The organism is Sphingomonas guangdongensis, from assembly GCF_900199185.1.
Taxonomy (GTDB): domain Bacteria; phylum Pseudomonadota; class Alphaproteobacteria; order Sphingomonadales; family Sphingomonadaceae; genus Sphingomonas; species Sphingomonas guangdongensis.
This window is the reverse complement of the sequence record NZ_OBMI01000002.1, coordinates 945608-967715: the sequence shown is the minus strand read 5'-3', so window position 1 is coordinate 967715 and position 22108 is coordinate 945608. Positions and strand designations below refer to the sequence as shown.

At 68.9% G+C, this 22108-nt stretch carries 19 protein-coding genes and 1 tRNA gene; 12 read left to right on the top strand and 8 right to left on the bottom strand.

Features of this window, described 5'->3' with window-relative positions; genetic code table 11:
- Positions 1-28 precede the first annotated feature (28 nt).
- Together CRO12_RS11865 and CRO12_RS11860 are read right to left on the bottom strand one after the other, a co-directional pair.
- A complete protein-coding gene (locus tag CRO12_RS11865) occupies positions 29-790 on the bottom strand; it encodes a ZIP family metal transporter (RefSeq protein ID WP_097064195.1) in 762 nt (253 codons plus the stop codon).
- A gap of 4 nt (positions 791-794) precedes the next feature.
- The gene (locus CRO12_RS11860; protein ID WP_097064337.1) at positions 795-1211 is read right to left on the bottom strand and encodes a cupin domain-containing protein; all 417 of its coding nucleotides are present in this window, start codon (positions 1209-1211) and stop codon (positions 795-797) included.
- Positions 1212-1327: 116 nt separating this feature from the next.
- Between CRO12_RS11860 and CRO12_RS11855 the strand changes: the two genes are divergently transcribed.
- Genes CRO12_RS11855 through CRO12_RS11840 form a run of 4 tightly spaced genes read left to right on the top strand, consistent with a single transcriptional unit; the run spans position 1328 to position 8656 of the window.
- Positions 1328-2569: a YihY/virulence factor BrkB family protein gene (locus CRO12_RS11855; protein WP_097064194.1), complete on the top strand. Its 1242-nt coding sequence runs from the start codon at positions 1328-1330 to the stop codon at positions 2567-2569.
- Positions 2570-2622: 53 nt separating this feature from the next.
- The gene (locus CRO12_RS11850) at positions 2623-3852 is read left to right on the top strand and encodes an efflux RND transporter periplasmic adaptor subunit (protein WP_097064193.1); all 1230 of its coding nucleotides are present in this window, start codon (positions 2623-2625) and stop codon (positions 3850-3852) included.
- Positions 3853-3860: 8 nt separating this feature from the next.
- On the top strand, positions 3861-7070 hold the full coding sequence (locus tag CRO12_RS11845; protein ID WP_097064192.1) for a multidrug efflux RND transporter permease subunit: 3210 nt from the start codon (positions 3861-3863) through the stop codon (positions 7068-7070).
- Entirely contained in the window at positions 7067-8656 is a 1590-nt protein-coding gene (locus tag CRO12_RS11840) for an efflux transporter outer membrane subunit (RefSeq protein WP_097064191.1), read from the top strand. The genes CRO12_RS11845 and CRO12_RS11840 overlap by 4 nt, the downstream gene beginning before the upstream one ends.
- 3 nt (positions 8657-8659) lie before the next feature.
- Here the strand turns inward: CRO12_RS11840 and CRO12_RS18040 are convergent, their stop codons facing one another.
- On the bottom strand, positions 8660-8878 hold the full coding sequence (locus CRO12_RS18040) for a hypothetical protein (protein WP_097064190.1): 219 nt from the start codon (positions 8876-8878) through the stop codon (positions 8660-8662).
- 104 nt (positions 8879-8982) lie between these two features.
- On the opposite strand from CRO12_RS18040, the gene CRO12_RS11830 reads away from it, so the two are divergent.
- The 5 genes from CRO12_RS11830 (at position 8983) to CRO12_RS11810 (ending at position 13348) form a co-directional block, all read left to right on the top strand.
- Entirely contained in the window at positions 8983-9531 is a 549-nt protein-coding gene (locus CRO12_RS11830; protein WP_097064189.1) for a (2Fe-2S)-binding protein, read from the top strand.
- Between the two features lie 108 nt (positions 9532-9639).
- On the top strand, positions 9640-10629 hold the full coding sequence (locus CRO12_RS11825; protein WP_097064188.1) for an RcnB family protein: 990 nt from the start codon (positions 9640-9642) through the stop codon (positions 10627-10629).
- Positions 10630-10704: 75 nt separating this feature from the next.
- Positions 10705-11382 (top strand): 2OG-Fe(II) oxygenase, encoded by a 678-nt coding sequence (locus CRO12_RS11820; RefSeq protein ID WP_097064187.1) that lies wholly within the window; start codon positions 10705-10707, stop codon positions 11380-11382.
- A gap of 77 nt (positions 11383-11459) precedes the next feature.
- Positions 11460-13211, top strand: coding sequence for a single-stranded-DNA-specific exonuclease RecJ (gene recJ / locus CRO12_RS11815; protein ID WP_097064186.1), 1752 nt, complete (start codon positions 11460-11462; stop codon positions 13209-13211).
- Positions 13212-13273: 62 nt separating this feature from the next.
- Positions 13274-13348 (top strand) — tRNA-Glu (locus tag CRO12_RS11810).
- Between the two features lie 286 nt (positions 13349-13634).
- Here CRO12_RS11810 and CRO12_RS11805 read toward each other — a convergent pair.
- From CRO12_RS11805 to CRO12_RS11790, 4 genes are all read right to left on the bottom strand, one after another.
- On the bottom strand, positions 13635-14999 hold the full coding sequence (locus CRO12_RS11805; protein WP_144033600.1) for an HlyD family type I secretion periplasmic adaptor subunit: 1365 nt from the start codon (positions 14997-14999) through the stop codon (positions 13635-13637).
- 5 nt (positions 15000-15004) lie between these two features.
- A complete protein-coding gene (locus CRO12_RS11800) occupies positions 15005-16783 on the bottom strand; it encodes a type I secretion system permease/ATPase (protein ID WP_179640994.1) in 1779 nt (592 codons plus the stop codon).
- Positions 16776-18161 carry a hypothetical protein gene (locus CRO12_RS18035; protein WP_097064183.1) on the bottom strand — a complete coding sequence of 462 codons (1386 nt, stop codon included), beginning with the start codon at positions 18159-18161 and terminating at the stop codon, positions 16776-16778. The genes CRO12_RS11800 and CRO12_RS18035 overlap by 8 nt, the downstream gene beginning before the upstream one ends.
- A 151-nt stretch (positions 18162-18312) precedes the next feature.
- Entirely contained in the window at positions 18313-18576 is a 264-nt protein-coding gene (locus tag CRO12_RS11790) for a hypothetical protein (RefSeq protein WP_097064182.1), read from the bottom strand.
- A gap of 322 nt (positions 18577-18898) precedes the next feature.
- Here CRO12_RS11790 and CRO12_RS11785 point away from each other — a divergent pair, with 322 nt between their 5' ends.
- On the top strand, positions 18899-19687 hold the full coding sequence (locus CRO12_RS11785) for a Crp/Fnr family transcriptional regulator (RefSeq protein ID WP_179640992.1): 789 nt from the start codon (positions 18899-18901) through the stop codon (positions 19685-19687).
- A gap of 438 nt (positions 19688-20125) precedes the next feature.
- Here the strand turns inward: CRO12_RS11785 and CRO12_RS11780 are convergent, their stop codons facing one another.
- A complete protein-coding gene (locus tag CRO12_RS11780) occupies positions 20126-20533 on the bottom strand; it encodes a MerC family mercury resistance protein (protein WP_097064180.1) in 408 nt (135 codons plus the stop codon).
- A gap of 298 nt (positions 20534-20831) precedes the next feature.
- On the opposite strand from CRO12_RS11780, the gene CRO12_RS11775 reads away from it, so the two are divergent.
- The gene (locus CRO12_RS11775) at positions 20832-21467 is read left to right on the top strand and encodes a class I SAM-dependent methyltransferase (RefSeq protein WP_245858427.1); all 636 of its coding nucleotides are present in this window, start codon (positions 20832-20834) and stop codon (positions 21465-21467) included.
- On the top strand, positions 21467-22108 hold the full coding sequence (locus tag CRO12_RS11770) for a hypothetical protein (protein ID WP_097064178.1): 642 nt from the start codon (positions 21467-21469) through the stop codon (positions 22106-22108). The genes CRO12_RS11775 and CRO12_RS11770 overlap by 1 nt, the downstream gene beginning before the upstream one ends.

The window sequence follows — 22108 nt, the reverse complement described above, 5'->3', positions numbered from 1 at the left end:
ACGCGCGCTGACCATGGTTGGTGCCGGATCAGCCGCCGGCCTTGCTCAGCACGAACGCGGCCAGGAAGCCGATCACGGCGATCAGCCCCGAATATGCGTGGGTGGCGGAGGTCGCCTCCGGGATCATCGTGTCCACAAGCATCGCAAGGATCGCCCCGGCCGCAACCGCGGTCACCGCGCCAAGCACCGCCGGCGCCGCCCCACCGAGCGCCACATACCCGAACGCCGCCGCCAGCCCGGACGCTGCCGCGATCCCGCCCCAGACACCGAACACGTAGCTGGCCGACCGGCCTGCGCGCTTCATTCCGGCGGCGCTCGCCAGCCCCTCGGGGACGTTGGAGAGGAACACGGCCGCGACCATCACCGCGCTGACCCGCCCGCCGCCGATCAGGCTCGTCCCAATCACGACCGACTCCGGGATGCCGTCGAGCAGCGCGCCGATCGCGATCGCGGCACCGGAGTTGGCATCGGCCGCCGGCTGGCGCGCGTGAGGCTCCGATCCGGATCGCTTGCGGTGGCGCGCTCCTGACCGGCTCAGCGCAACGTTCGCCAGCGTGTACACCAGCGCGCCGGTCAGGAACCCCGCCGCCGCCGCCCGGAACCCGCCGGTGCGGTAAGCCTCATCCATCAGGTCGAACGCGACGGCGGAAATCAGCACGCCCGACCCGACCGCCATTACCGCGGCGATCAGCCGGGCCGGAAGCGTCGCGAACCAGGCAACCAGCGCACCGAGCAGGAGGGCGGAGCCGCCGAGCAGCCCCCACCCTCCCGCAACGAGCCAACCCGGCACGAGGTCAGCGGCCGAGCGCTTCCTTGACCTTCTCGCCCGCGCGCTCGAGCAGACCCTTCTCCGCCTCCTCGGCCTCCGCCTTGGTCTTGAAGGCGGCGCCTTCCGGCTCGGCGGGCGGTGCGTAGACGGAGAAGAGCTTCAGCTCGCCCGTCCCCTTGTTGGTGATGTTGTGCTCCGACCCCTTGGGCACGACAATCATGTGGTTCGGGCCGGCCTTGGTGCTCTGGCCAGCGATCACGACGGTCGCGTCGCCCGCGACGATGAAGGTGGTCTGGTCGGCCGGGTGGGTCTCCATCCCGATCTCCTCGCCCGCCGGGATGCTCATCAGTACGATCTGCACCTTGGCGTCGCGGTACACTTCCTTCTGCCATAGCGTGTTGCCGGTCGCGAGCGCCACCATGTCCTTGTTGAAGATCGCCATGATCACCTGATCCTTGCCGTGGAGAGTTCGGGGTGCAAGGACGCGCAGGCGCCGTCGCTGTTCCCGCGGAACGGCCGTCCCGCCCGCAAGTTGTTCGGCGGCAGACTGGGGGACAGATGGCGCAGAACAGCGGCCGGGCGGCGACGACGCCGTGGCAGTTCGATGGGGCGGCGTGGAAGGCGGTGCTGCTGCGCGCCTGGAACGAAGCGTCCGCCGACAATATCGGCCTGGTCGCGGCGGGCGTCGCCTTCTACGGCTTTCTCGCGATCGTCCCCGTGCTCGGCGCGATCGTGCTGAGCTACGGCCTGATCGCAACGCCGGAAACGGTGATCGCCAACGTCCGCGCGCTGGCCGCGGCGATGCCGCGCGACGCCGCGCTGCTGATCGGCGAACAGTTGCTCAACGTCGTTCAGACCTCCGACGGCAAGAAGGGTCTGGGCCTCCTCCTCGCGCTCGCGCTCGCGATCTTCGGCGCCCGGAACGGCGCGGGCGCAATCATTACCGCGCTCAACATCGCCTATGAGGAAAAAGAGAAGCGCAGCTTCATCTGGCTCAACCTGACCACGCTGGCGATGACCGCCGCAGGCGTGGCGGCTATCCTGGTCGCCGTGGTCGCGATCGGCGCGCTTGCTGCGCTGGAGGAGGTGCTGCCTGCCGCGCCAGGGATCGTGGTGGCGGTCGGCAAGATCACGACCTACGCGGTCATGACCCTCGCAGGCGCTACGGCGGCGGCCGCGCTCTACCGCTTCGGCCCCTCACGGCACCAGGCGCGCTGGACCTGGCTTACGCCCGGTTCGCTGCTGGCGGCGACCGGCTGGCTGCTGCTGACGCTCGGCTTCGGCATCTATGTTGCCAATTTCGGCAACTACAACGCTACCTATGGGTCGCTCAGTGCCGTGGTGGTGCTGCTGACCTGGCTCTACCTGTCGTCCTACATCCTGCTGCTCGGCGCTGAGCTCAACGCCGAATGCGAGCACCAAACCGCGCAGGATAGCACAACAGGCGCCGCCCGGCCGCTGGGCACCCGCGGTGCCTACACCGCGGATCATGTGGTGGGTGATGACGACAAGGCACCGCGCGGCGAACCGACGCCTGCCCCAACTCAGCGCACGCCCGCCGTCACGCCGAAGTCGGCCCGCGCCCGCGGCCGCGCAATTGCGCCGCTCGTCGCCGGGCGCGTGGCGGCGTCGGCGGCCAAGCGCGCCGGCGTGCCCGTCGGTACGGCACCGCTCGCGCTGCTCTCGGCAGGGATCGCGCTCGTGACCCGGCCCGAGCGGCGGACGCGCGGAATCATGGCACTCGCCGCCGGCGGCCTCCTGCTGTGGCGCCGGTCGAGGCAACCGCCGACCATTAGGTAGCTTCCCAAACTTTGTTGCACCGCCGCAGCAATTGCCGCACATCGTGCAACCCGATGGGATTGCGTTTGTTTCGAGGGTCCGTGAGCGGGTTTAATGTTCTTCGCACGGCAGCGCTGGCCGCGACTGTCGCCCTTGTCGCATCCTGCGGTAGCGCCGACTCCGAACCCAAGGCGAAGGGCAAGGGCCAGGGTGGCCCGATCCAGGTCGGCTACGTCGTCGTGCAGCCAACCTCCGTACCCGTCACAACCGAGCTTCCCGGCCGCACAGCGGCATTCGAAACGTCGGAAGTGCGCCCTCAGGTCACGGGACTGATCCGCCGCCGCCTCTTCACCGAGGGTAGCTTGGTGCGCGCCGGGCAGACGCTCTACCAGATCGATCCGCGGGTTTACCAAGCGTCCGCCAATCAGGCGTCCGCCAATGTCGCAAGCGCCGCCGCGACGCTGGAGGCCGCGCGCATCCGGGCCGAGCGGTTCCGCCCGCTCGCCGAGGCGGAGGCGGTCAGTCGCCAGGACTATACGGACGCGGTCGCGACCCAGCGTCAAGCCGCCGCGACTGTTGCGCAGAGCCGCGCCGCGCTGGAGACGGCGCGTGTCAACCTCTCCTTCACCCGCGTGCCTGCGCCGATCACCGGCCGGATCGGGCGCAGCCTGTTCACCGTCGGCGCGCTGGTGAGCAGCACGCAGGCCGAGCCGCTTGCCGTGATCCAGCGGCTCGACCCGATGTTCGTCGACATCCAGCAGTCGAGCGCCAGCCTGCTCGCGCTGCGCCGCTCGCTCCAGCAGGGCGAGGTCGCGCCGGCGACCGCGCAGGTCCGCCTCAAGCTCGAGGACGGCAGCGACTACGGTTACGCCGGCTCCGTCCAGTTCGCGGAGGTGACGGTCGACCAGACCACCGGAACCGTGGCGCTGCGCGCGAGCTTCCCCAATCCGCAGGGCGTGCTGCTGCCCGGCATGTTCGTGCGCGCTTCCTTCACCCAGGCGATCAATACGCAGGCGTTCCTGGTGCCGCAGGAGGCGGTGACGCGTGATCCGCGCGGGTCGGCGACCGTCCAGCTGGTCGGACCGAACAACAAGGCGGTGCTGCGCACCGTGACCGCCGCGCGCGCGCAGGGCCGCTTCTGGGTCGTCACCGCCGGGCTCAAGACCGGCGATCGGGTGATTACGCAGGGGCTTGGCCGGCTGCGCCCCGACTCGACCATCCGGGCGGTGCCGGCGAACACGCCGCAACCGGTCCGCGCGCCGCAGGGTGAACAGGGCGACGCCGCCACCAAGAAGGGCGGCTGAGCGCCCCAATGATCTCGCGCATCTTCATCGACCGGCCGATCTTCGCCTGGGTCATCTCGATCGTCATCATGCTGGCGGGGCTCGGCGGGTTGCTGTCGTTGCCGATCGAGCAGTATCCCGATGTCGCACCGCCGCAGGTCAACGTCCGCGCTACCTATCCCGGCGCGTCGGCCGAGACGCTGGAGAACAGCGTCACCCAGGTGCTTGAGCAGCAGCTGACCGGGATCGACGGGCTGCTCTACTTCATCTCGACCTCCTCCTCGCGCGGGTCGGTCAGCATCGCGATCACGTTCGAAAAGGGCACGGACCCGGACATCGCGCAGGTCCAGGTGCAAAATCAGATACAGCAGGCGCTGCCCCGGCTGCCCCAGCAGGTCCAGGAGCAGGGCGTCCGGGTCAGCAAGTCCAGCCCCGACTTTCTGATGATCGTCGCGGTGTACGACACCAGCGGGCGGCGGACCAACGCCGACGTGTCGGACTACATGACCTCCAACCTCCAGGACGCGCTCGGCCGCGTCGACGGGGTCGGCGAGACCAACGTGTTCGGCGCGCCCTATGCCATGCGGATCTGGCTCAATCCGGAGCGGCTCGCGAGCTATCAGCTGATGCCGGGCGATGTCGTCACCGCCATCCAGGCGCAGAATACAGAGGTTGCGGCGGGTGAAGTCGGCGGCCTGCCCAACTCGTCCGAGCAGATGCTGAACGCGCAGGTCACCGCCCAGTCGCGCCTCCAGACGCCCGAGCAGTTCGCCAATATCATCCTGAAGACGCAGGTGAACGGCGCGACCGTGAAGCTGTCGGACGTCGGCCGGATCGAACTGGGGCAGGAGAATTACAGCTCCTACGGCCTGATCAACAATCGCCCGGGCGCCGGCATGGCGATCAACCTGGCACCGGGCGCCGACGCACTGGCGACGGCGGAGGCGGTCAAGGCGTTCATGTCGGACGCGGCGAAACGTTTCCCGCCCGGTCTCGCCTACGCCTATCCCAACGACTCCACGACCTTCATCAAGCTGTCGATCGAGGAGGTGGTGAAGACCCTGATCGAGGCGGTGATCCTGGTCGTCATCGTCATGTTCGTGTTCCTGCAGAGCTGGCGCGCGACCCTGATCCCCGCGATCGCCGTTCCGGTCGTCCTCCTCGGCACCTTCGGCGTGTTCGCGATCGCCGGGTTCTCCATCAACACGTTGACGCTGTTCGGCCTGGTGCTCGCGATCGGCCTGCTCGTCGACGATGCGATCGTCGTCGTCGAGAACGTCGAGCGGCTGATGGAGGAGAACCCAGAGATGTCGCCGAAGGAGGCGACGATCGAATCGATGAAGGAGATCACCGTCGCACTGATCGCGATCGCGCTGGTGCTCTCCGCCGTGTTCCTTCCCATGGCGTTCTTCGGCGGCTCGACCGGCGTCATCTATCGGCAGTTCTCCATCACCATAGTCGCGGCCATGGTACTTTCGGTGGTGGTCGCGCTGGTGCTGAGCCCCGCGCTGACCGCCAACCTGCTCAAGCAGAAGAGCGAGCATGGTAACGGCTGGGCGGACCGCCGTTTTCCGCGCGCTGCCGGCTTTACCAGGCGGATCGGGGACAAGTTCAACCACGGCTTTGAGCGTCTGTCCGATCGCTACGTTACGCTTTCCCAACGCGTGATCGACCGCAAGTGGCTGTTCCTGCTGATTTACCTCGCGGTCCTCGCGGTGCTCGTGATCCTGTTCTTCCGCTTGCCGACCAGCTTCCTGCCGACGGAGGATCAGGGCCGTGTCCAGGTCCAGATGCGCCTGCCCGCGGGCGCCACCCAGGTCCGCACCCGCGAAGTGCAGCAGGAGGTCGTCAAGTACTTCCTGAGCACCGAGGGCCGGAACACCGACGTCATGCTGACCAGCGCTGGCGGCGGCGGCGGCGGCGCGTCGGGGCAGAACACCGGCCAGGGCTTCATCAATCTGAAGGACTGGGCGGAGCGCGAGGGCACGGAGAACGGAGCCGACGCGATCGCCGATCGCGCCACCGCCGCGTTCCGGGGCTTGCGCGACGCGGAAGTGTTCGTGCTGGTGCCGGGCGCGATCCGGGGCTTGGGCCAGACCGGCGGCTTCACCATGGAGCTCCAGAACTCGGGCGGGCTCAGCCGCGAACAGTTCGTCGCCGCACGCGAACGACTGTTGTCCGCGGCGACCAGTGATCCGCAGCTTCGCGCGGTGCGCCTCACCGACCTGCCCGACATCGCGACGCTGAAGGTCGATATCGACCAGAACAAGCTCGCCGCGCTCGGTCTCACGCAGGCCAACGTCAATACCACGCTGTCCACCGCTTGGGGTGGGCGCTACGTCAACGACTTCCTCGACCGCGGCCGAGTGAAGCGCGTCTACGTGCAGGGGGATGCGCCCTACCGTTCCGATCCGGCCGATCTGTCGCGCTGGTTCGTCCGGGGCTCGAACAACCAAATGGTCCCCTTCTCCTCCTTCGCGACGATCGGCTGGTCGCAGGCGCCGACGAGCCTGTCGCGCTTCGACGGCGTCCCTGCTTTCGAGTTCAGCGGCCAGGCTGCACCGGGCGTCAGCTCGGGCGAGGCGATGGACCGCATCGCCGAGCTCGCCGGACAGATCCCGGGGGTCTCGGTTGCCTGGGCCGGGCTGTCGTACCAGGAGCGGCTGTCGTCCGGACAGGCGCCGATCCTCTACGCGCTGTCGCTGCTGGTCGTGTTCCTGTGCCTCGCGGCGCTATACGAGAGCTGGTCGATCCCGGCGGCGGTGCTGCTGATCATTCCGCTCGGTCTGGTCGGCGCGATCTTCGCCGTGACGCTGCGGGGACTGGAAAACGACGTCTACCTGCAGATCGGGCTGCTCACCACCATGGGCCTGGCCGCCAAGAACGCGATATTGATGATCGAGTTCGCCGAACAGGCGGAGCGCAAGGGTGCGCGCGTGATCGACGCGGCGCTTGAGGCGGCGAAGCTGCGCCTTCGTCCGATCCTCATGACTAGCCTCGCCTTCATCTTCGGCGTGCTGCCGCTCGCCATCTCGACCGGTGCAGGTGCGAACAGCCGTATTGCGATCGGCACCTCGGTGATTGGCGGGATGCTCACCGCCACGGTCCTCGCAATCTTCTACATTCCGCTGTTCTTCGTGCTGGTCCGGCGCGGAGTGCGGGATGGTCTCGCAAAGCTGCGCGGTCAACCAACCGGCCACCGCGGCAAGCCGGACGCTCCAGCGGAGCAGCCGGCGTGAGGCGGGCGGCCGTTCTGCTCGCCCTGTTCGCCCCGGCCTGCTCGCTTGCCCCTCGCTACGAGCGGCCGGCCCCGCCGGTGCCGCTGTCTTGGCCGGTCGGCGACGCCTATCTGCGCCAGAGCGAGGCGGCGCTGCCCGCCGTCACCTACCGCGACATCTTCCGCGACGTGCGGCTGCAGCGGCTGATCGAGCAGGCGCTCGTCAATAATCGTGACCTTCGTGCCGCCGCCGCCAACATCCGGATCGCTCGCGCGCAGTACCGCATCCAGCGCGCCGACCGCTTCCCGAACCTGGCCGCAACCGCCAGCGCCCGAGCCAGCGACGGCGGCAGTTCGAGCCTCACCACGATCCCGGGGACGGGAACCGGCGTCGGCAACGGCGGCACGGGCGGTACCGGAACGAATCCGGGCACCGGGACCGGCACGGGCAACAACGGCGGCACCGGCAACAACGGCGGCTCCACCGTCGTCACGGACGGCAGCGGCGGGTTCAGCGACTCCTACCAGGTCGGTGTCGGCACAACCGCGTTCGAGCTGGACCTGTTCGGTCGCGTCGCCTCCCTCACCCGGGCCGCGCAGGAAGAGTATTTCGCGACGGAAGCCGCCGCCCGGGCGACCCGGCTGACGCTGGTCGGCGACATCGCCGACGCTTGGCTGACCTACGCCGCCGACCGCAGCCTGCTCAGGATCGCCGAGGACACGGCGCGCAGCGCGGAGCAGAGCGTCCGCCTCACGCGGCTGCGGCTGGAGGGCGGGATCGCGCCGCGCACCGATTTGCGCCAGGCCGAGCTGGTGCTTCGCCAGGCGCAGTCCGACCTCGCCGAGCAGCGCACCGCGCTGGCGCAGGACGCGAATCTGCTCCAGCTGCTGGTCGGTGCGCCGATCGACCCTGCGGCGCTACCGGACACGATCGACACGGTCATTCCGTCGCTGGCGGAGCTGCCGGCCGGGCTTGATTCGACGGTACTGCTGCGCCGACCCGACGTGGTCCAGGCCGAGTACAGCCTGCGCGCCGCCAACGCCCGGATCGGCGCGGCGCGCGCGCTGCTGTTTCCGCGCATCAGCCTGACCGGCCTCGCCAGCTTCGCAAGCGGCGCGCTCGGGTCGCTCTTCTCGGGCGACAGCTTCGGCTGGAACGCGAGCGGCGCGGCATCCTACGACATCTTCAACGCCGGGGCGGGCCGCGCCGGCGTGGAGCAGACCCGCGCCCAGCGTGACCTCGCGCTCGCCACCTATGAGCAGAGTATCCAGACGGCGTTCCGGGAGGTCAGCGACGCGCTCGCCAGGCGTGGCACGATCACCGAGCAGGAGCGCGCGCAGCAGGAACTGGTCGCGGCGGCCCGGGACAACTACGATCTGGCGACACAGCGCTACCGCGGCGGGATCGACACCTTCCTCCAGAGCCTGGACGCCCAGCGCTCCTTCTACCAGGCGCAGCAGTCGCTCGCGGCAACCCGCCTGGTCCGCGCGCAGAACCTGGTCGCGCTGTACCGGACGCTCGGCGGGGATGCCCTGCTGGACGTGACAGCGGACGGGCCTCGCCCGTTGTCGCCGGAACCTCCTGCCCCGCCAGCGCCGCGGCGCTAGGCGTCAGTTCTCGTCGGGCAGTTCCTCTTCGTCATCCTCGTCGAGCGGCAACTCGTCCGCCTCGTCCTCGAGCTCGAGCTGATCCTCGATCGCTTCCGTGATCTCGTCGAGCTGCTCCAGCGTCGCACTGAACTCCAGCGTCTCGCCGTCCTCATCCTCCAGGTGGAGAACGTAGCCGTCCGCCTCCGAGGTGATCGAAAACGAGCCAAGCACCTTTGCCATTGGGTCCTCCGTCACTCTGCCCTTGCACCGGCGACAAACACGGCAGGCGGCCCGCCGTTCCCCATGCCTTTCGATGCGGGCACGCGGCGTGCTAACCGGGCGACATGACGCGCTTCACGGTCAACAACCAGCCGGTCGAGTATCGCATGGCGGCCGACACGCCGCTCCTCTGGGCGCTGCGCGACGCCTCCAACCTGACCGGGACCAAGCACGGCTGCGAGAGCGGCGACTGCGGCGCGTGCACCGTCGACATCGACGGCAAGGCGGTGCGATCGTGCACGGTGGCGATCGGCGGCCTGGAGGGCAGCTTCGTCACGACGATCGAGGCGCTGTCGCGCGAGCGCAGCCACCCGCTCCAGCAGGCCTTCCTCGCCGCCAACATCGTGCAGTGCGGCTTCTGCGTCCCCGGCATCATCATGACCGCGCAAGCGCTGCTCCGCACCAACCGGAACCCGACCGAGGAAGACGTCCGCCGCGTGCTGACCAACCTGTGTCGCTGCGGCATCTATCCCCGGCTGGTCGATGCGGTGCTGCAGGCCGCCAGCATCGCGCGCGGTGACGAGACGATCGCCCCCACGCCCCGCCCCGACGCCGACCCGGCCGAGGCGGCGCGCGACGTGCCTGCGCTGGCGCCACCACCGCCGCGACGCTGACCATTCCTGACGCATCGCTTTCAGCGCAATTCAGCCACGGCTCATCCCACCGGTGCTACTTACCCATCATCGTCAATGCCGGCGTGCCGGTCAGTGGAGTGTAGCGGAATGAAGAAGCCCTTGTTGGTCGCGCTGATCGCCGCGACCGCACTGATGCCGGTGGCGGCGAGCGCGCAGGAGTGGCAGGGCCGCCGCGGCGGCAATCGCGGCGAGGCGGCGCAGGGTGGCGGCGGCCGTGGTCCGCGGGCCGAACGGCCGGGCGGTTTCGAGGGTGGTCAGGCGCGCGAGAACTGGCAGGCGCGTCGTGCCGAGCGCGCGCAGGCCGCGCCGCAGCAGGCTCAGCCGCGTCCGGATCGTCCGATCCCGCAGCGTCGGCCAGACGCTGGTGCCGCGCCGCAAGTCGCCGCGCCTGAAGCGCCCCGCGCCGATCGCGGGTTCGCGCAGGGGCGTCGCGAGTGGGGTGAGCGCCGCGACTTCAATCGCGAGCGTCGCGACGATCGTCAGGACTTCGCCCGCGAGCGCCGCGACGACCGACGCGATTTCGCCCGCGAACGCTTCCAGGATCGCGCGGCACTCGCCAACGGGCAGGTGATCCGCGAGCAGTTCCGGACCGACCGGCGTGACGACCGTCGCGACTATCGGGCGGACCGGCGCGACGATCGCCAGGATTTCCGCCGCGACCGCCGCGATGATCGTCGCGACTACCGACGTGACACGCCGGGCTGGAACGGCGGCGGCTGGTCAGACGGACGCGGCTGGGCGCAGGGCGGCCGCGGCGGCGACCGCGACTGGAACCGCGGCTGGCGCAGTGATCGCCGCTACGACTGGCAGTCGTGGCGCAACAGCAACCGCAACCTGTACCGCCTGCCTCGCTACTACGCGCCGCGCGGATACAACTACGGCTATCAGCGGTTCGGTATCGGCGTGACGCTGGGCTCGATCCTGTTCGCGCAGGATTACTGGATCAACGACCCGTGGACCTATCGCCTGCCACCGGTCGATGGTCCGTTCCGCTGGGTCCGCTACTACAACGACGCGCTGCTGGTCGACACCTACAGCGGCGAAGTGGTGGACGTGATCTACGACATCTTCTGGTAAACCGTTCGGCGGAGGCCGGTCGCCACGCGCGGCCGGCCTCTTGTCTTGGGGCCGCTGCTTCGGCCAAGTGCGGCCATGGCCTTCACCGTCCAGAACCCGGATCAGCCCTCCCCCATCCGCGCCGCAGTCGGCTCGAGCGTGAGCCGGAAACTCGCCGCCGATCCGGCGGTCAGGAAGGCGCGGGTCGATACCGCCGACGTCTTCTACTATCCCGACTTCCTGAGCGATGCGGAGTGTGACGCCCTTTGTCGTCTGATCGACGCGGGCAAGCGGCCCTCGACCCTGCTGACCGAGAACGCCGACCCGACCTTTCGCACCAGCGAGAGCTGCGACCTCGCCCGCTTCTCGCCGGCGGTGCAACCGATCGATGAGCGGATCGCCGCGCTGCTCGGCATCGCGCCCGAACATGGCGAGACGATGCAGGGGCAACGCTACGCGCCGGGGCAGCAGTTCCGCGCCCACCATGACTATTTCCACGAGAACCAGCCCTATTGGCCGCGGATGAAGGCGGAGGGCGGGCAGCGCACCTGGACCGCCATGATCTACCTGAGCGACGTGGCGGAGGGCGGCGCCACCTGGTTCCCGCAGGCCGGAATCCGGATCCCGCCGCGCAAGCGCCTGCTGCTCACCTGGAACAACATGCGTCTGGACGGCAGTCCCAATCCGCTGACGCTCCACGAGGGGACGGCGGTGACAAAGGGGGTCAAGTACATCGTCACCAAGTGGTTCCGAGAGGCGCACTGGTTCAGATAGCCGAGCTATCCGGCGCAGCAGCAGCGACCGCGCGCCGACCTCTTGAGCTTGGATTCGCGTCGCCCTACACGCCTGGGATGACGCCCGTTCTCGGCATCCACCGCTCGATCATGGGTCAGCCCTGGCGGTGGCGCGGCCTCGCCGCCGACGCGCGTGAGGGGCTGGTGCCGGACGACCTGGTGACCGGGCTGCTGCTCGCCCGCGGCTGTGCTCACGACGCTCTCGACGCGCACCGCACGCCCTCCATCCGCGCGTTCATGCCCGATCCGTCGATCTTCCGCGACATGGACCGCGCGGCCGAACGGCTTGCCGATGCCGTCGCCGCCGGCGAGCAGGTGGCGGTGTTCGGCGACTATGACGTCGATGGCGCGACTTCGGCGGCGTTGCTGATCCGCCTGCTGCGCCAGCTCGGCCTCGGCCCCCGCGCCTACATCCCCGATCGCCTGATGGAAGGCTATGGGCCCTCGGGCGAGGCACTCGTGCGCCTCGCGCGCGAGGGCGCGAGCCTGATCGTGACCGTGGACTGCGGCGCGCAGGCATTCGACGCGCTGGCGGAGGCACACGCGGCCGGGGTCGACGTGCTGGTGGTCGATCACCACAAGTGCGCGAGCACGCTGCCGCGCGCGCACGCACTGGTGAATCCGAACCGCTTGGACGAGGAGGCCGGCGCCGCGCATGGCCATCTCGCCGCGGTCGGTGTCTGCTTCCTGCTCGGCGCCGCGCTGCTGCGAACGCTGCGCGCCCGTGGCTGGTTCGATACGCATCCCGAGCCGCGGCTTCTAGATCTGCTCGACCTGGTCGCGCTCGGCACAGTCGCCGACGTGGCGCAGCTGCGCGGCCTCAACCGCGCCTTCGTGGCGCAGGGGCTGAAGGTGATGGCGCAGCGCCGCAATCCCGGCATCGATGCGCTGATCACCGCGTCGCGGCTCACCCGCGCGCCAACCGCCACCGATCTCGGCTTCGCGCTCGGGCCTCGCATCAATGCCGGCGGCCGGGTCGGGGCGGCGGACCTGGGCGTTCGCCTGCTCACCACGGACGATCCGGCAGAGGCGCACGCGATCGCGGCCGAGCTCGACCGGCTGAACGAAGAGCGCCGCGCGATCGAGGCGGCGGTGCAGGCGGAAGCGGAAAGCCACTCGGCGAAGCACGCGGTCGCCGTTGTCGCGAGCGAGGGCTGGCACCCCGGCGTGATCGGCATCGTCGCCGGTCGGTTGAAGGAGAAGCTCAATCGCCCCGCGGTGGTGATCGCGATTGATGAGGCGGGGATCGGCAAGGGCTCCGGCCGGTCCATCCCCGGCGTCGACCTGGGCGCCGCGGTGCTTGCCGCCAAGGAGGCGGGCTTGCTGATCGCGGGCGGCGGGCACGCGATGGCTGCCGGGCTGACGATCGCGGCCGATACGGTTCCCGCCTTTGCCGACTTCCTGGAGCAGCGCCTGGGCGAGGCAGTGACGGCGGCGCACGGCGACCGCTCGCTGCTGCTCGACGCGGTGCTCGCGCCCGGCGGCGTCTGCCCCGACCTGGTCACCGCGCTCGAGCAGGGCGGTCCCTACGGCATGGGCTGGCCGCAGCCGCGGGTCGCCGCAGGGCCGGTCCGGATCGTCAAGGCCGATGTCGTCGGAAACGGCCATGTCCGCGCGATCGCGGCGGGCGCGGACGGGCGCAGCCTGAAGGCGATGGCGTTCCGCGGCGCGGACACGCCGCTCGGCGCCGCGCTGCTCGGCGCGCCGTCACACCGCAGGCTATGGCTCGCCGGACGCGCCCGGATTGACGACTGGTCGAGCCGTCCCGCCGCGGAACTGCACCTGGACGACGCGGCCTGGGCGGACTGAGCACGGCCAACGGCTTGACCGGCGAGGCGGCTTTGCCTAACCGCGGCCGGTGCCGAGCGCTCGGCCCCTTCGTCTAGTGGTTAGGACGCGGCCCTTTCACGGCTGAAGCACGGGTTCGAGTCCCGTAGGGGTCACCATCCTCGCATTTTCTGGCGGAATCGCCGGTCTCTTAGTGCTCGCGCGGGTACATCCGACGAGTACACCGGAAACTCGAGACCATGGCCAAGGACCTGCCCAGGGCATGTGGCGCGACCCGCGCAGCGGCATCCTCTACCTCCGCCACAAGATCCCCGCCCCGCTTCGACCCAATCTCGGACGTTCAAGGGCAGATTGTGCCCTTGATTTGCAGTCGTTTGTTCATGGTAGCTGTTCGGCAGAACGCACTCAAATTGACGCTGCTGAGCGCTGACTTGCTCGACCAGACTACTCCTCGCGGAATGCACCGCTCATTGCGTCACCGACGGGAGCAAACAGGTAATTGAAGAGTGTGCGGTCGTGAGTGCGGACCTGGACCGCGACGGGAATGCCGGGCTGGAGCCGCACGGCGTCACGCTCCAGCGCCCCGGGATCGGCAACGCGGACCTGCACTCGAAAGCCGCTGGTTCCCTCCGCCGCGCCGGGGACGCGGGCAGGCGACAACGCGATCACCTTGCCCTCATAGCTGCCGTGCGCGCGCGGGTTGATGGTCGTGAAGCGCAACGTCGCGGTGGACCCCAGGCGAACGTCGTCGATGTCGGCGGGCGGGATTAGCGCCTCCACGATCAGCGCGCGGCCGCTCGGCACCACCTCCATCACGGTCGTGCCGCCGCTCACCACCGTGCCGGTGCCGAGCCGAGTGACGCCGGAGACCTGGCCGTCGACCGGCGCGCGGAGCAGGTCGCGCTCCGCATCGTAGCGGGTGACGCGGAGCGCCGGATCGACCTGCGCCAGCTGCGCGTCGACCTGCGCCAGCTGGTTGACGACGTCCATCGCCTGGCGGCTGCGCACGCGGGCGATGTCGAGCCGCGCCTCCGCGACGCCCGCCGCGCCTGAGCCCTGCTGCGCCTGCAGCTCGGCAGCAGCGCGTTCCAGCGCCAGTACCTGCGTTTTCCGCGCATAGCCCCGGCGGTAGAGCTTGCGGATGCCGGTCAGCTCCTCGTTGATCAAAGCCAGCTGCTGAGCGGCGCCGGTGCGCTGCGCCTCCGCGCCTTCGCTGCGGGTTGACGCGGAGGTGCGCTCGGCGGCGAGCAGCTCCCGGTGGCGGGCGAAGATCGCGTTCTGCGCCTGGAGCAGGCCAGCGACATGTGGCTGGTTTGCGCGCTGGGTCAGGTCGGCGGGGAATGCGACCGCCTCCAGCTCGTCGCGTTCGGCGGTCAGCCGCGCTTGCAGCGCTCGAAGCCCGTCGCGACGCGCCTGTGCCTGCTCGGCGGCCGCGCCCGAGCGCACCCCGTTGAGGCGGAGGAGCGGCTGGCCGGCGCGGACGAACTGGCCCTCGGTGACCAGCAGCTCGGCGACGACGCCGCTCGCGCTCGGCTGAATCAGCACGCGCGAGCCGCTGGTCGTGACCTCACCCGCCGCGCTTGCTGCGCCGGAGATCGGCACCAGGAGCGAGAAGAGCAGCAGCAACCCGAAGAAGCCGGCCGCGGCGATCAGCCCGACCCGCACCACGCGGGACGCGTCGTCGAGCCGCTGGCGCTTCGCCGGGTAGAGCAGTCCCTCGACTGTCCGGACCGCCGCCGCAGTGCGGCCATTGCCGGGGGCCGAGCCGCCGCCGCCACCCAGGCCGAGCGAGGTGAGATCGAGCTTCATCGCGGTCACACCTTCATCGGTTCGCGGGCGATCGATTCGACCAGCTCGGTGCGCACCTTGCGGAACACGCGGGCGCGCGGCCCATCCAGCTGGAGCTGGCCGTCCGACAGCACGATCACGCGGTCGACGTGCGCGACCGGGTTCAGCCGGTGCGCGATCAGGATCACGGTGCAGCCCAATGCCTTCAACGTGTGGAGCGAGCGGGCGAGCGCCTCCTCCCCGTCCGCGTCAAGGTGGGCGTTGGGCTCGTCGAGCACCAAGAGTTTGGGCTCGCCGTAGAGCGCACGCGCCAGGCCGACGCGCTGGCGCTGTCCGCCCGACAGGCCGGTGCCGCCCTCATCCACCCGCGTCTCGTACGCGTCGGGCAGGGCCATGATCATGTCGTGGACGTTGGCGCGGCGCGCGGCGGCGATCACCTCCGCATCGCTGCCGTCACCGAAGCGCGCGATGTTGTCGCGGAGCGTGCCGGGGAACAGCCCGACGGTCTGCGGCAGGTAGCCGATGTGGCGGGCGAGCATGCTGCGCGACCAGTGGCGCATGTCGACCCCGCCGACGCTGACGCGACCCTGCTCGGCGAGGCGCGCACCGACCAGCAGGCGGGCGAGGCAGCTCTTGCCCGCCCCGCTCGGGCCGACGATGCCGACCGCCTCGCCGGCCGCAATCTCCAGGTTAATCGAGCGCAGCGCCGAACGCTTCGCACCCTTGAACTGGAAGGCGACATCCTGCAGCGCCACGGTCGCGGCGGTGACCGGCGGCTCGACGCGCGGGCGGCGGTGGGGAGCGGCGTTAAGGCCGAGCTGGACGCGCTTGCCCGAGGCCAGACCCTGCTCGATCTGGCGCCAGCCGCCGACCGCGACCTCTAGCGGCGCGAGCGCGCGGCCGAGCATCATGTTGGCGGCGAAGATGGAGGCGGCAAGGATCGAGCCCTCGATCACCAGCCATGCACCCAGGCCCAGCATCGCCGCCTGCATGGCGAGCCGCACGAAGCGGATCACGGCGGTGACGTCAGCGGTGCGATCGCTGCCGCTCGCCTGCCGCTCCATCATGGTGTCGCGGTCGCGCCGCCAGCGCTTCAGCAGCGCGCCGTCCATCCCCATCGCGTGGACCGGGTCGGCGTGGCGCGCGATCGCGTCGGTGAACTGGTAGGAACGGATTGCCGCGTCGTTCGACGCCTTTGCACTCGCGCGCGTCGTGCGATCGTTGAGGAACGCGAGGCCGATCAGCATCGCTGCGCCCAGCGTGCCCGCGAACCCCAGCACCGGGTGGATCAGGAACAGCGCAACGAGGAACAGCGGCATGAACGGCACGTCGAAGAAGAACTGCGCCGCCTGCCCCGCCAGTGCCGAGCGGAACTGGTCGAGGTCGCGGAGCAACTGCGCGTTCTTGGCACCACCGCCGTTGCGCGTGGCATTGTCGATCACCGCCTGGAACACGCGACCCGACAGCAGCCGATCGATCCGCGCCGCCGCGCGAACCAGGATGCGCGCGCGCGCCGCATCGAGCACCGCCATGGTCGCCAGCGCGAGCAGCAGCGCAACCGACAGTCCGATCAGCGTCGGTATGCTGCCACTCGGGATCACGCGGTTGTAGATCTGAATGAGATAGATCGGTGAAGCGAGGAACAGCAAGTTGACCGCCCCGCTGAACGCCGCCGCGGTCCACAACAGCGGCTTGCAGGCGCGCAAGGCCGCGGCAAGCTCCTCATGCGGCTTGTAGTCGGAGTGATCGGGATCGAGCGCGACCGGAAGCCGCTCGGCCGGGGGTGGGCTGGCGGCGTCAACCATGGTGATCTCCCCAACCCAGCCCAAGTCCGCCAAGCACCGTGTCGCCAACGTCGTCAAGCGCGCCGGGACGGTCGTCGGTGAGCACCGGCAGGGCACCATCCGTGCCACCGCCCAGCAGGTCGTCACCGATATCGCCGAGGATCGGTGCGGCCGAGGCGAACACTGTCTCCGCAGCGCTCGGCCCGACCGCAAAGCCCTCGTCCTCGTTCAGCAAGCCGAGCAGTGTCTGCAGTCCCGCGGACGGATTCGCCCCGCCGAGCGCGGCGTCGGTCGCATCGGCGACGACGGTGCCGGTGGTCGCGATCACTGACCCGGCCATATCGGCAACCGCGCCGACCGTGGTGGCGGAGGCCGCGCTCACAGGCACGACAATCTCCGGCACGTTGCCGGCCACCTGTGCCGCCGTATCGGCGACCGCGCCGACCGTCGTGGCAGTGGCGGCGATTACAGGAGCAACCACGTCTGGCACGCTGGCGACAACGTCGGTCGCCGTGCCGACAGCGGAGGTCGTCGCGTCAGCAACGGCCGCTAGTGTGGTGGTGATCGTCTGCTCGGCCGCCGCGGTCACATCGGCAACGCTATTCGCAGCGCTGACGAGGACCGATGCAGCCGTCTGGCCAACCGCGTCGACGACCGTGGTGGTAGTGCCTGCAACATCTTCGACCAGCGTACCGGTCACGTCCGTGACCCGACCGATCAGCTCGCCCGTCTCCTCGCCAGCCGTGGCTAGCGTGGTCGCCGCCTGACCCGACAGGTTAGCGATCGGGCTGAGGCCGGCCTCTACCGCGGAGAGCAGCGCCGTTGTCGCGGCGGCGTCCTGCGGGGACTGGCTGTTGGACAATGCCGTCACCGCATCGGCGAGCGACTGGACGGCGGTCGCGACTTCTGCGGCCAGCCCGCGCACTGCCTCGGGGGTCAGGCCAGGGTCGGCAGGAACGGCGGGCGGCGGCGTACCCGACCCGACCGGCGTCGGAGCGGGGTCGGCCACATTCGTCGCCGGCGATGCAGGCGTCGGTGGCAAGGGGTCGGGCGCCGGCGCGCTTTCGAGCATCGACGCAGGATCGGCAGCAAGCGGCGCGACAACGGGCGCATCCACCTGGGGCGGGGCACTGGTGGTCAGGTTACCGCCGAGCGAGAAGGCGAGCGGCACCGGGCCAGGCACCGCCACGCTGATGCTCTCTCCGCGCGTCCAGCTGCCTTCCGGCACCAGCCCGATCGGCAATGCCAAACCGAGGCCGATCGCGGGCAGGGTCGCCAGCTGAACATCGAACGTCGCCGCCGTTCCGCCCAGCAGGGGAAGATCGGCAGCGGATGATTGTGTGACCGGCCGCTCCGCGCGGAGCAGGCCGCCGGGCGATCGCTCGCTGGTCAGAAGCATGTCCACCCACCCATCGGGGCTCTCCAACGCTTGCCCGGGAACTGGGGGCGCACCTATGGATTGGTTACTCGCTGGAACGGTTGGCCAGACCGGACCGGCGTTGCGTATCGGAAGCGGGGACCGTCGTTGGCGCGACGGTCCCCGTTTTTTGTTATCCGAAGGCGACCGAGTCGCTCTCCGAGAAGGAGTCGGTCATCGACTCGATCAGATTGCCGATGTCGAGGCTCGTTCCGAACTCCTGCGCGTCGAGGCTCTCGTACGATTCCTCACCGTCGCTGTAGCTCTCGTAGCTGGTATTCGATGCATTGATGTCGAGCACCGCGTCAAAGTCGCTTGTGAAGTCGGACGAATCCGCCTCGGTGTTCGAGTTGCTGCTGCCGTTACCACCGCCAAACAGGCCGGAAAGAATGGACATTGAAGGTCTCCTCATTGCGTATCGCGACGCGTTGACGTCACGAGGGAAGAACGGAGGACGTCAATGATCGTTCATTCGGGTCGAGGGCCCTCACCGTAACGATCGCCGTTAAGAAGGTGAGCCGGATCATGCACCTAGGACCCACGCCCCACGGGAGGCAGGCACCATGATCAATCGCTGGATGATTGTTGGACATGATCGCGCTCATGCACTTGGTGAGATCAGGCGTGGCGATGAGGCGATGAACTGAGGTATGATACCGGTCTGTCGCATCCGCAGCGTACCATGAGGCACTTCGCTGCCGTCGATGCGTAGTGCGGTCATGGCTACGCTGACCTTGACCGTTCCGATGCCGGGCATCGCTCCCCTGCCCGCGCGTCCGACCACACGCAGCTACCTAGGCCACCGATTCGAGAACCAGCTGGCGATCAGCGGCGCGGAGCGAGATGCGCTCGACCGCTGGCTGGTACGCAGCGTCCGCCGGGTGAGTGATCGTACCGCACTCGTCGAACAAGGCGCGCCGCCCTCCGACCTGTACATCGTGCTGGACGGCTGGTGCTGTCGCTACCGCGCGGGCACCACCGGTGCGCGGCAGGTGGTCGCCATCCACCTTCCCGGCGACGTCTGCGACTTCAACAGCTTCGTCGCGCAGCGGATGGACTCCACCGTGGAGGCGGTGGGCGAGCTCACCGTCGCGTGCGTCAGCCGCTCAGCACTGAATGAGATCACCGCCGCGCACCCGCGCCTCAGCCAGGGTTTGTGGTGGGACTCGATGGTGGCGAGCTCCACCGCGCGCGAATGGCTGTTCAGCCTGGGCCAGCGCAACGCCCGCGAGCGGATCGCGCACTTGCTGTGCGAACTATACCAGCGGCTCGCCAACGTCGGGTTGGCGAGTGGCGGCGCCATTCCGATGCCGCTCACTCAGGGCGACCTCGGCAGCGCGTGCGGCATGACGCCCGAGCACACCAATCGCACCCTGCGTGAGCTGCGCGAGAGCGGGCTGATCGGGATCGAGCCGCGGATGACGCGCCTGCGTGACCGTCAAGCGCTGGAGGAGATCGCGAGCTTCAACCCCGATTACCTCCACTTCGCCGCGCCGCCACTGGGTTGAGACAAGCTGAATGACGAGGTGCAACCCGGACGCGGATCGAATGATGAACAACTGACTGTCCGCGACGACTCCCGCTTCAAAGCGGCCAGACCGCTTTCCACCCAAACAGCACATCTAAGTGATGCCGCCTCGAACGCCGCTGAGCTTCACCGGGGCATCCCCTCTCATCACCGTTTGACCGGACGAAGCGAATTGCACCAAGCTGCTTGCCTATCCCGTTCAGAACGAGCACTTACGGACAAACCGAGTGAGTACACTCCGGCCGGATGCGGCTTCAAGGACCGGCGGCTTTCTGTCACCCTGAGGTACATGTCACTCCCCGTAGGGGTTATCAGCAGCAACTGTGCTGAACTGACGGCTCCGCAGCCATTGTACCCCTTCCCTCGCGGTTGAGCCACCATCCGAGCTTTCGTCCAGGCTCCCGGAAACAAGCCGCGGCTAGGTCGCGGCGCCGGGCACCAAGGCCAGTGCCCGCCAGTTGAGCACGTGAGCGAGTGCGAGCAGCAGCGCACCGGCGACGGTCGATCCGGTCTCCGCGGCGACGCCTTGCGCCATCAACGCACCCCAGGCGAGCAGCGCGATGCCAGGCAGCGCCACGCCGATCGCTTGCGCGGTCTCGTGGGTGCGGTACCCGGCGCCGAGCGCGACCGCGCTGGTCGGCACCGCAACCGCGAGTGCTGCAAGGTGGAAGCTCTCCGGCACCTGAAGGAAGACGGCGAGCGCAGGCAGCAGCAGGATCGCGGCCGGGAGCGCCAGGCAGTGCAGCAGGCACAGCGCCGACGCGCCGATCGCGACTACGTCGAAGAAGCGCTGTTGCGCACCGCTGGCCCGGGCATCCTGTCTCATCACAGCGGCGCAGATGATACATCATCACGTGCGTGTCAACGCTTGCGGTCAGTGTGGCCATGCCCGTTCGCTCGCCAGTTGTCCCGCTGGCTGTTCGACACCGTACTTACGCGATCTACATAAACCGTTGTTCGCCAGCGCGATAACAAGTCATGACAAACATGTTTCAGTCACAGGCTCGTCAAATACTTGGGCGTTTGTCGTCAATCTGCAATACTGGCTTGCGAGAGACACGGGGCGAGGCGGCGAGCATTGCCGCTGCTGTTGCGAAGGACGCACGCGCCACATGACCGCAGTTATGACGACCGATGCCGTCGCCACAGCTTATGATCGCTGGGCGCCGGTCTACGACCTCGTATTCGGCCCGGTGTTCCGCCAGGGCCGGCTCGCCGCGATCCGCGCCGCGGAGGCTGTCGGGCCGCGCATCCTGGAAGTGGGGGTCGGCACCGGCATCTCGCTGCCGCACTATTCCCAAGGCAGCCTGATCACCGGCGTCGATTTGTCCGACGACATGCTGGAGAAGGCGCGCACCCGCGTGCGGCGCCAGGGCTTGAGCAACGTCCAGGCGATCCGCGTCGGCGATGCCGAGGCGCTCGACTTCGCCACCAGCTCCTATGACGCCGTGGTCGCGCAATATGTCGTCAGCGCCGTGCCCAATCCGACGCGCGCGCTCGACGAGTTCGCCCGTGTGTGTCGTCCGGGTGGCGAGATCATCATCACGACGCGTGTCAGCGCCGACAAGGGCTTTCGCGGCGGCGTGGAAAAGGCGCTGATGCCGATCACCAGCCGGCTGGGCTTCCGCACCGACTTCCCGTTCACGCTCTACACCGACTGGGTCGCCACGCGCGACGACGTCGAACTGGTCGAGAGCCGGCCGATCCCGCCGCTTGGCCACTTCAGCCTCGTGCGTATCGCAAAGAAGGACGCCGCCTGATGCCGCACCTACGCAAGCTCCGGTTCGAGGACGAACAGGGCAACGCCGGTTTCCGCGCCCAGCTCGCCGAGCAGCGCTGGGACGACCACCGCTTCTACCATCACAGCCTGGTCAACCAGAGCCTGCACTTCGTGTCGGCCTGCACCTTCATGGTCGCCTACGCGATGCTGTTCGTCGACGCGGCCCTCGCCAGCCTGCTCGCCTGGGGTGTCGCGATGACCAGTCGCCAGGCCGGCCACTTCTTCTTCGAGCCCAAGGGCTATGATCACGAGAACGCAGTCAGCCACGAGTACAAGGAAGAGGTGAAGGTCGGCTACAATCTCGCCCGCAAGTGGGTGCTGATGATCAGCTGGGCCGCGATCCCGGTCGTACTATGGTTCCAGCCGACCCTGTTCGGCTTGCTGGAGGCCCCGGCCGGCTTCGTCGGCTATCTGCGCCACGTCGGTTTCGGCTGGCTGTTTCTGGGCGTCGGCGCAATCCTGCTGCGCGTTGCCCAGCTGTGGATGCAGCGCGACCTGGAAACCGGGATCGTGTGGGCGACCAAGATCGCCACCGACCCGTTCAGCGACTTCCGCCTCTACAAGTCGGCGCCGAAGCGCCTGCTGAAGGGCGAGCGGATGGACGATCACGTCGCGGCCTGA

What these genes read in the sequence shown, in the direction of transcription:
- CRO12_RS11845 (WP_097064192.1), top strand. Translation starts at nt 3,861, where the DNA reads ATGATCTCGCGCATCTTCATCGACCGGCCGATCTTCGCCTGGGTCATC.
- CRO12_RS11830 (WP_097064189.1), top strand. Translation starts at nt 8,983, where the DNA reads ATGACGCGCTTCACGGTCAACAACCAGCCGGTCGAGTATCGCATGGCG.
- CRO12_RS11850 (WP_097064193.1), top strand. Translation starts at nt 2,623, where the DNA reads ATGGGATTGCGTTTGTTTCGAGGGTCCGTGAGCGGGTTTAATGTTCTT.
- CRO12_RS11860 (WP_097064337.1), bottom strand. Translation starts at nt 1,211, where the DNA reads ATGGCGATCTTCAACAAGGACATGGTGGCGCTCGCGACCGGCAACACG.
- CRO12_RS11805 (WP_144033600.1), bottom strand. Translation starts at nt 14,999, where the DNA reads ATGAAGCTCGATCTCACCTCGCTCGGCCTGGGTGGCGGCGGCGGCTCG.
- CRO12_RS11770 (WP_097064178.1), top strand. Translation starts at nt 21,467, where the DNA reads ATGCCGCACCTACGCAAGCTCCGGTTCGAGGACGAACAGGGCAACGCC.
- CRO12_RS11785 (WP_179640992.1), top strand. Translation starts at nt 18,899, where the DNA reads ATGGCTACGCTGACCTTGACCGTTCCGATGCCGGGCATCGCTCCCCTG.
- CRO12_RS11825 (WP_097064188.1), top strand. Translation starts at nt 9,640, where the DNA reads ATGAAGAAGCCCTTGTTGGTCGCGCTGATCGCCGCGACCGCACTGATG.
- CRO12_RS11820 (WP_097064187.1), top strand. Translation starts at nt 10,705, where the DNA reads ATGGCCTTCACCGTCCAGAACCCGGATCAGCCCTCCCCCATCCGCGCC.
- CRO12_RS11800 (WP_179640994.1), bottom strand. Translation starts at nt 16,783, where the DNA reads ATGGTTGACGCCGCCAGCCCACCCCCGGCCGAGCGGCTTCCGGTCGCG.
- CRO12_RS18040 (WP_097064190.1), bottom strand. Translation starts at nt 8,878, where the DNA reads ATGGCAAAGGTGCTTGGCTCGTTTTCGATCACCTCGGAGGCGGACGGC.
- CRO12_RS18035 (WP_097064183.1), bottom strand. Translation starts at nt 18,161, where the DNA reads ATGCTTCTGACCAGCGAGCGATCGCCCGGCGGCCTGCTCCGCGCGGAG.
- recJ (WP_097064186.1), top strand. Translation starts at nt 11,460, where the DNA reads ATGACGCCCGTTCTCGGCATCCACCGCTCGATCATGGGTCAGCCCTGG.
- CRO12_RS11775 (WP_245858427.1), top strand. Translation starts at nt 20,832, where the DNA reads ATGACGACCGATGCCGTCGCCACAGCTTATGATCGCTGGGCGCCGGTC.
- CRO12_RS11780 (WP_097064180.1), bottom strand. Translation starts at nt 20,533, where the DNA reads ATGAGACAGGATGCCCGGGCCAGCGGTGCGCAACAGCGCTTCTTCGAC.
- CRO12_RS11855 (WP_097064194.1), top strand. Translation starts at nt 1,328, where the DNA reads ATGGCGCAGAACAGCGGCCGGGCGGCGACGACGCCGTGGCAGTTCGAT.
- CRO12_RS11790 (WP_097064182.1), bottom strand. Translation starts at nt 18,576, where the DNA reads ATGTCCATTCTTTCCGGCCTGTTTGGCGGTGGTAACGGCAGCAGCAAC.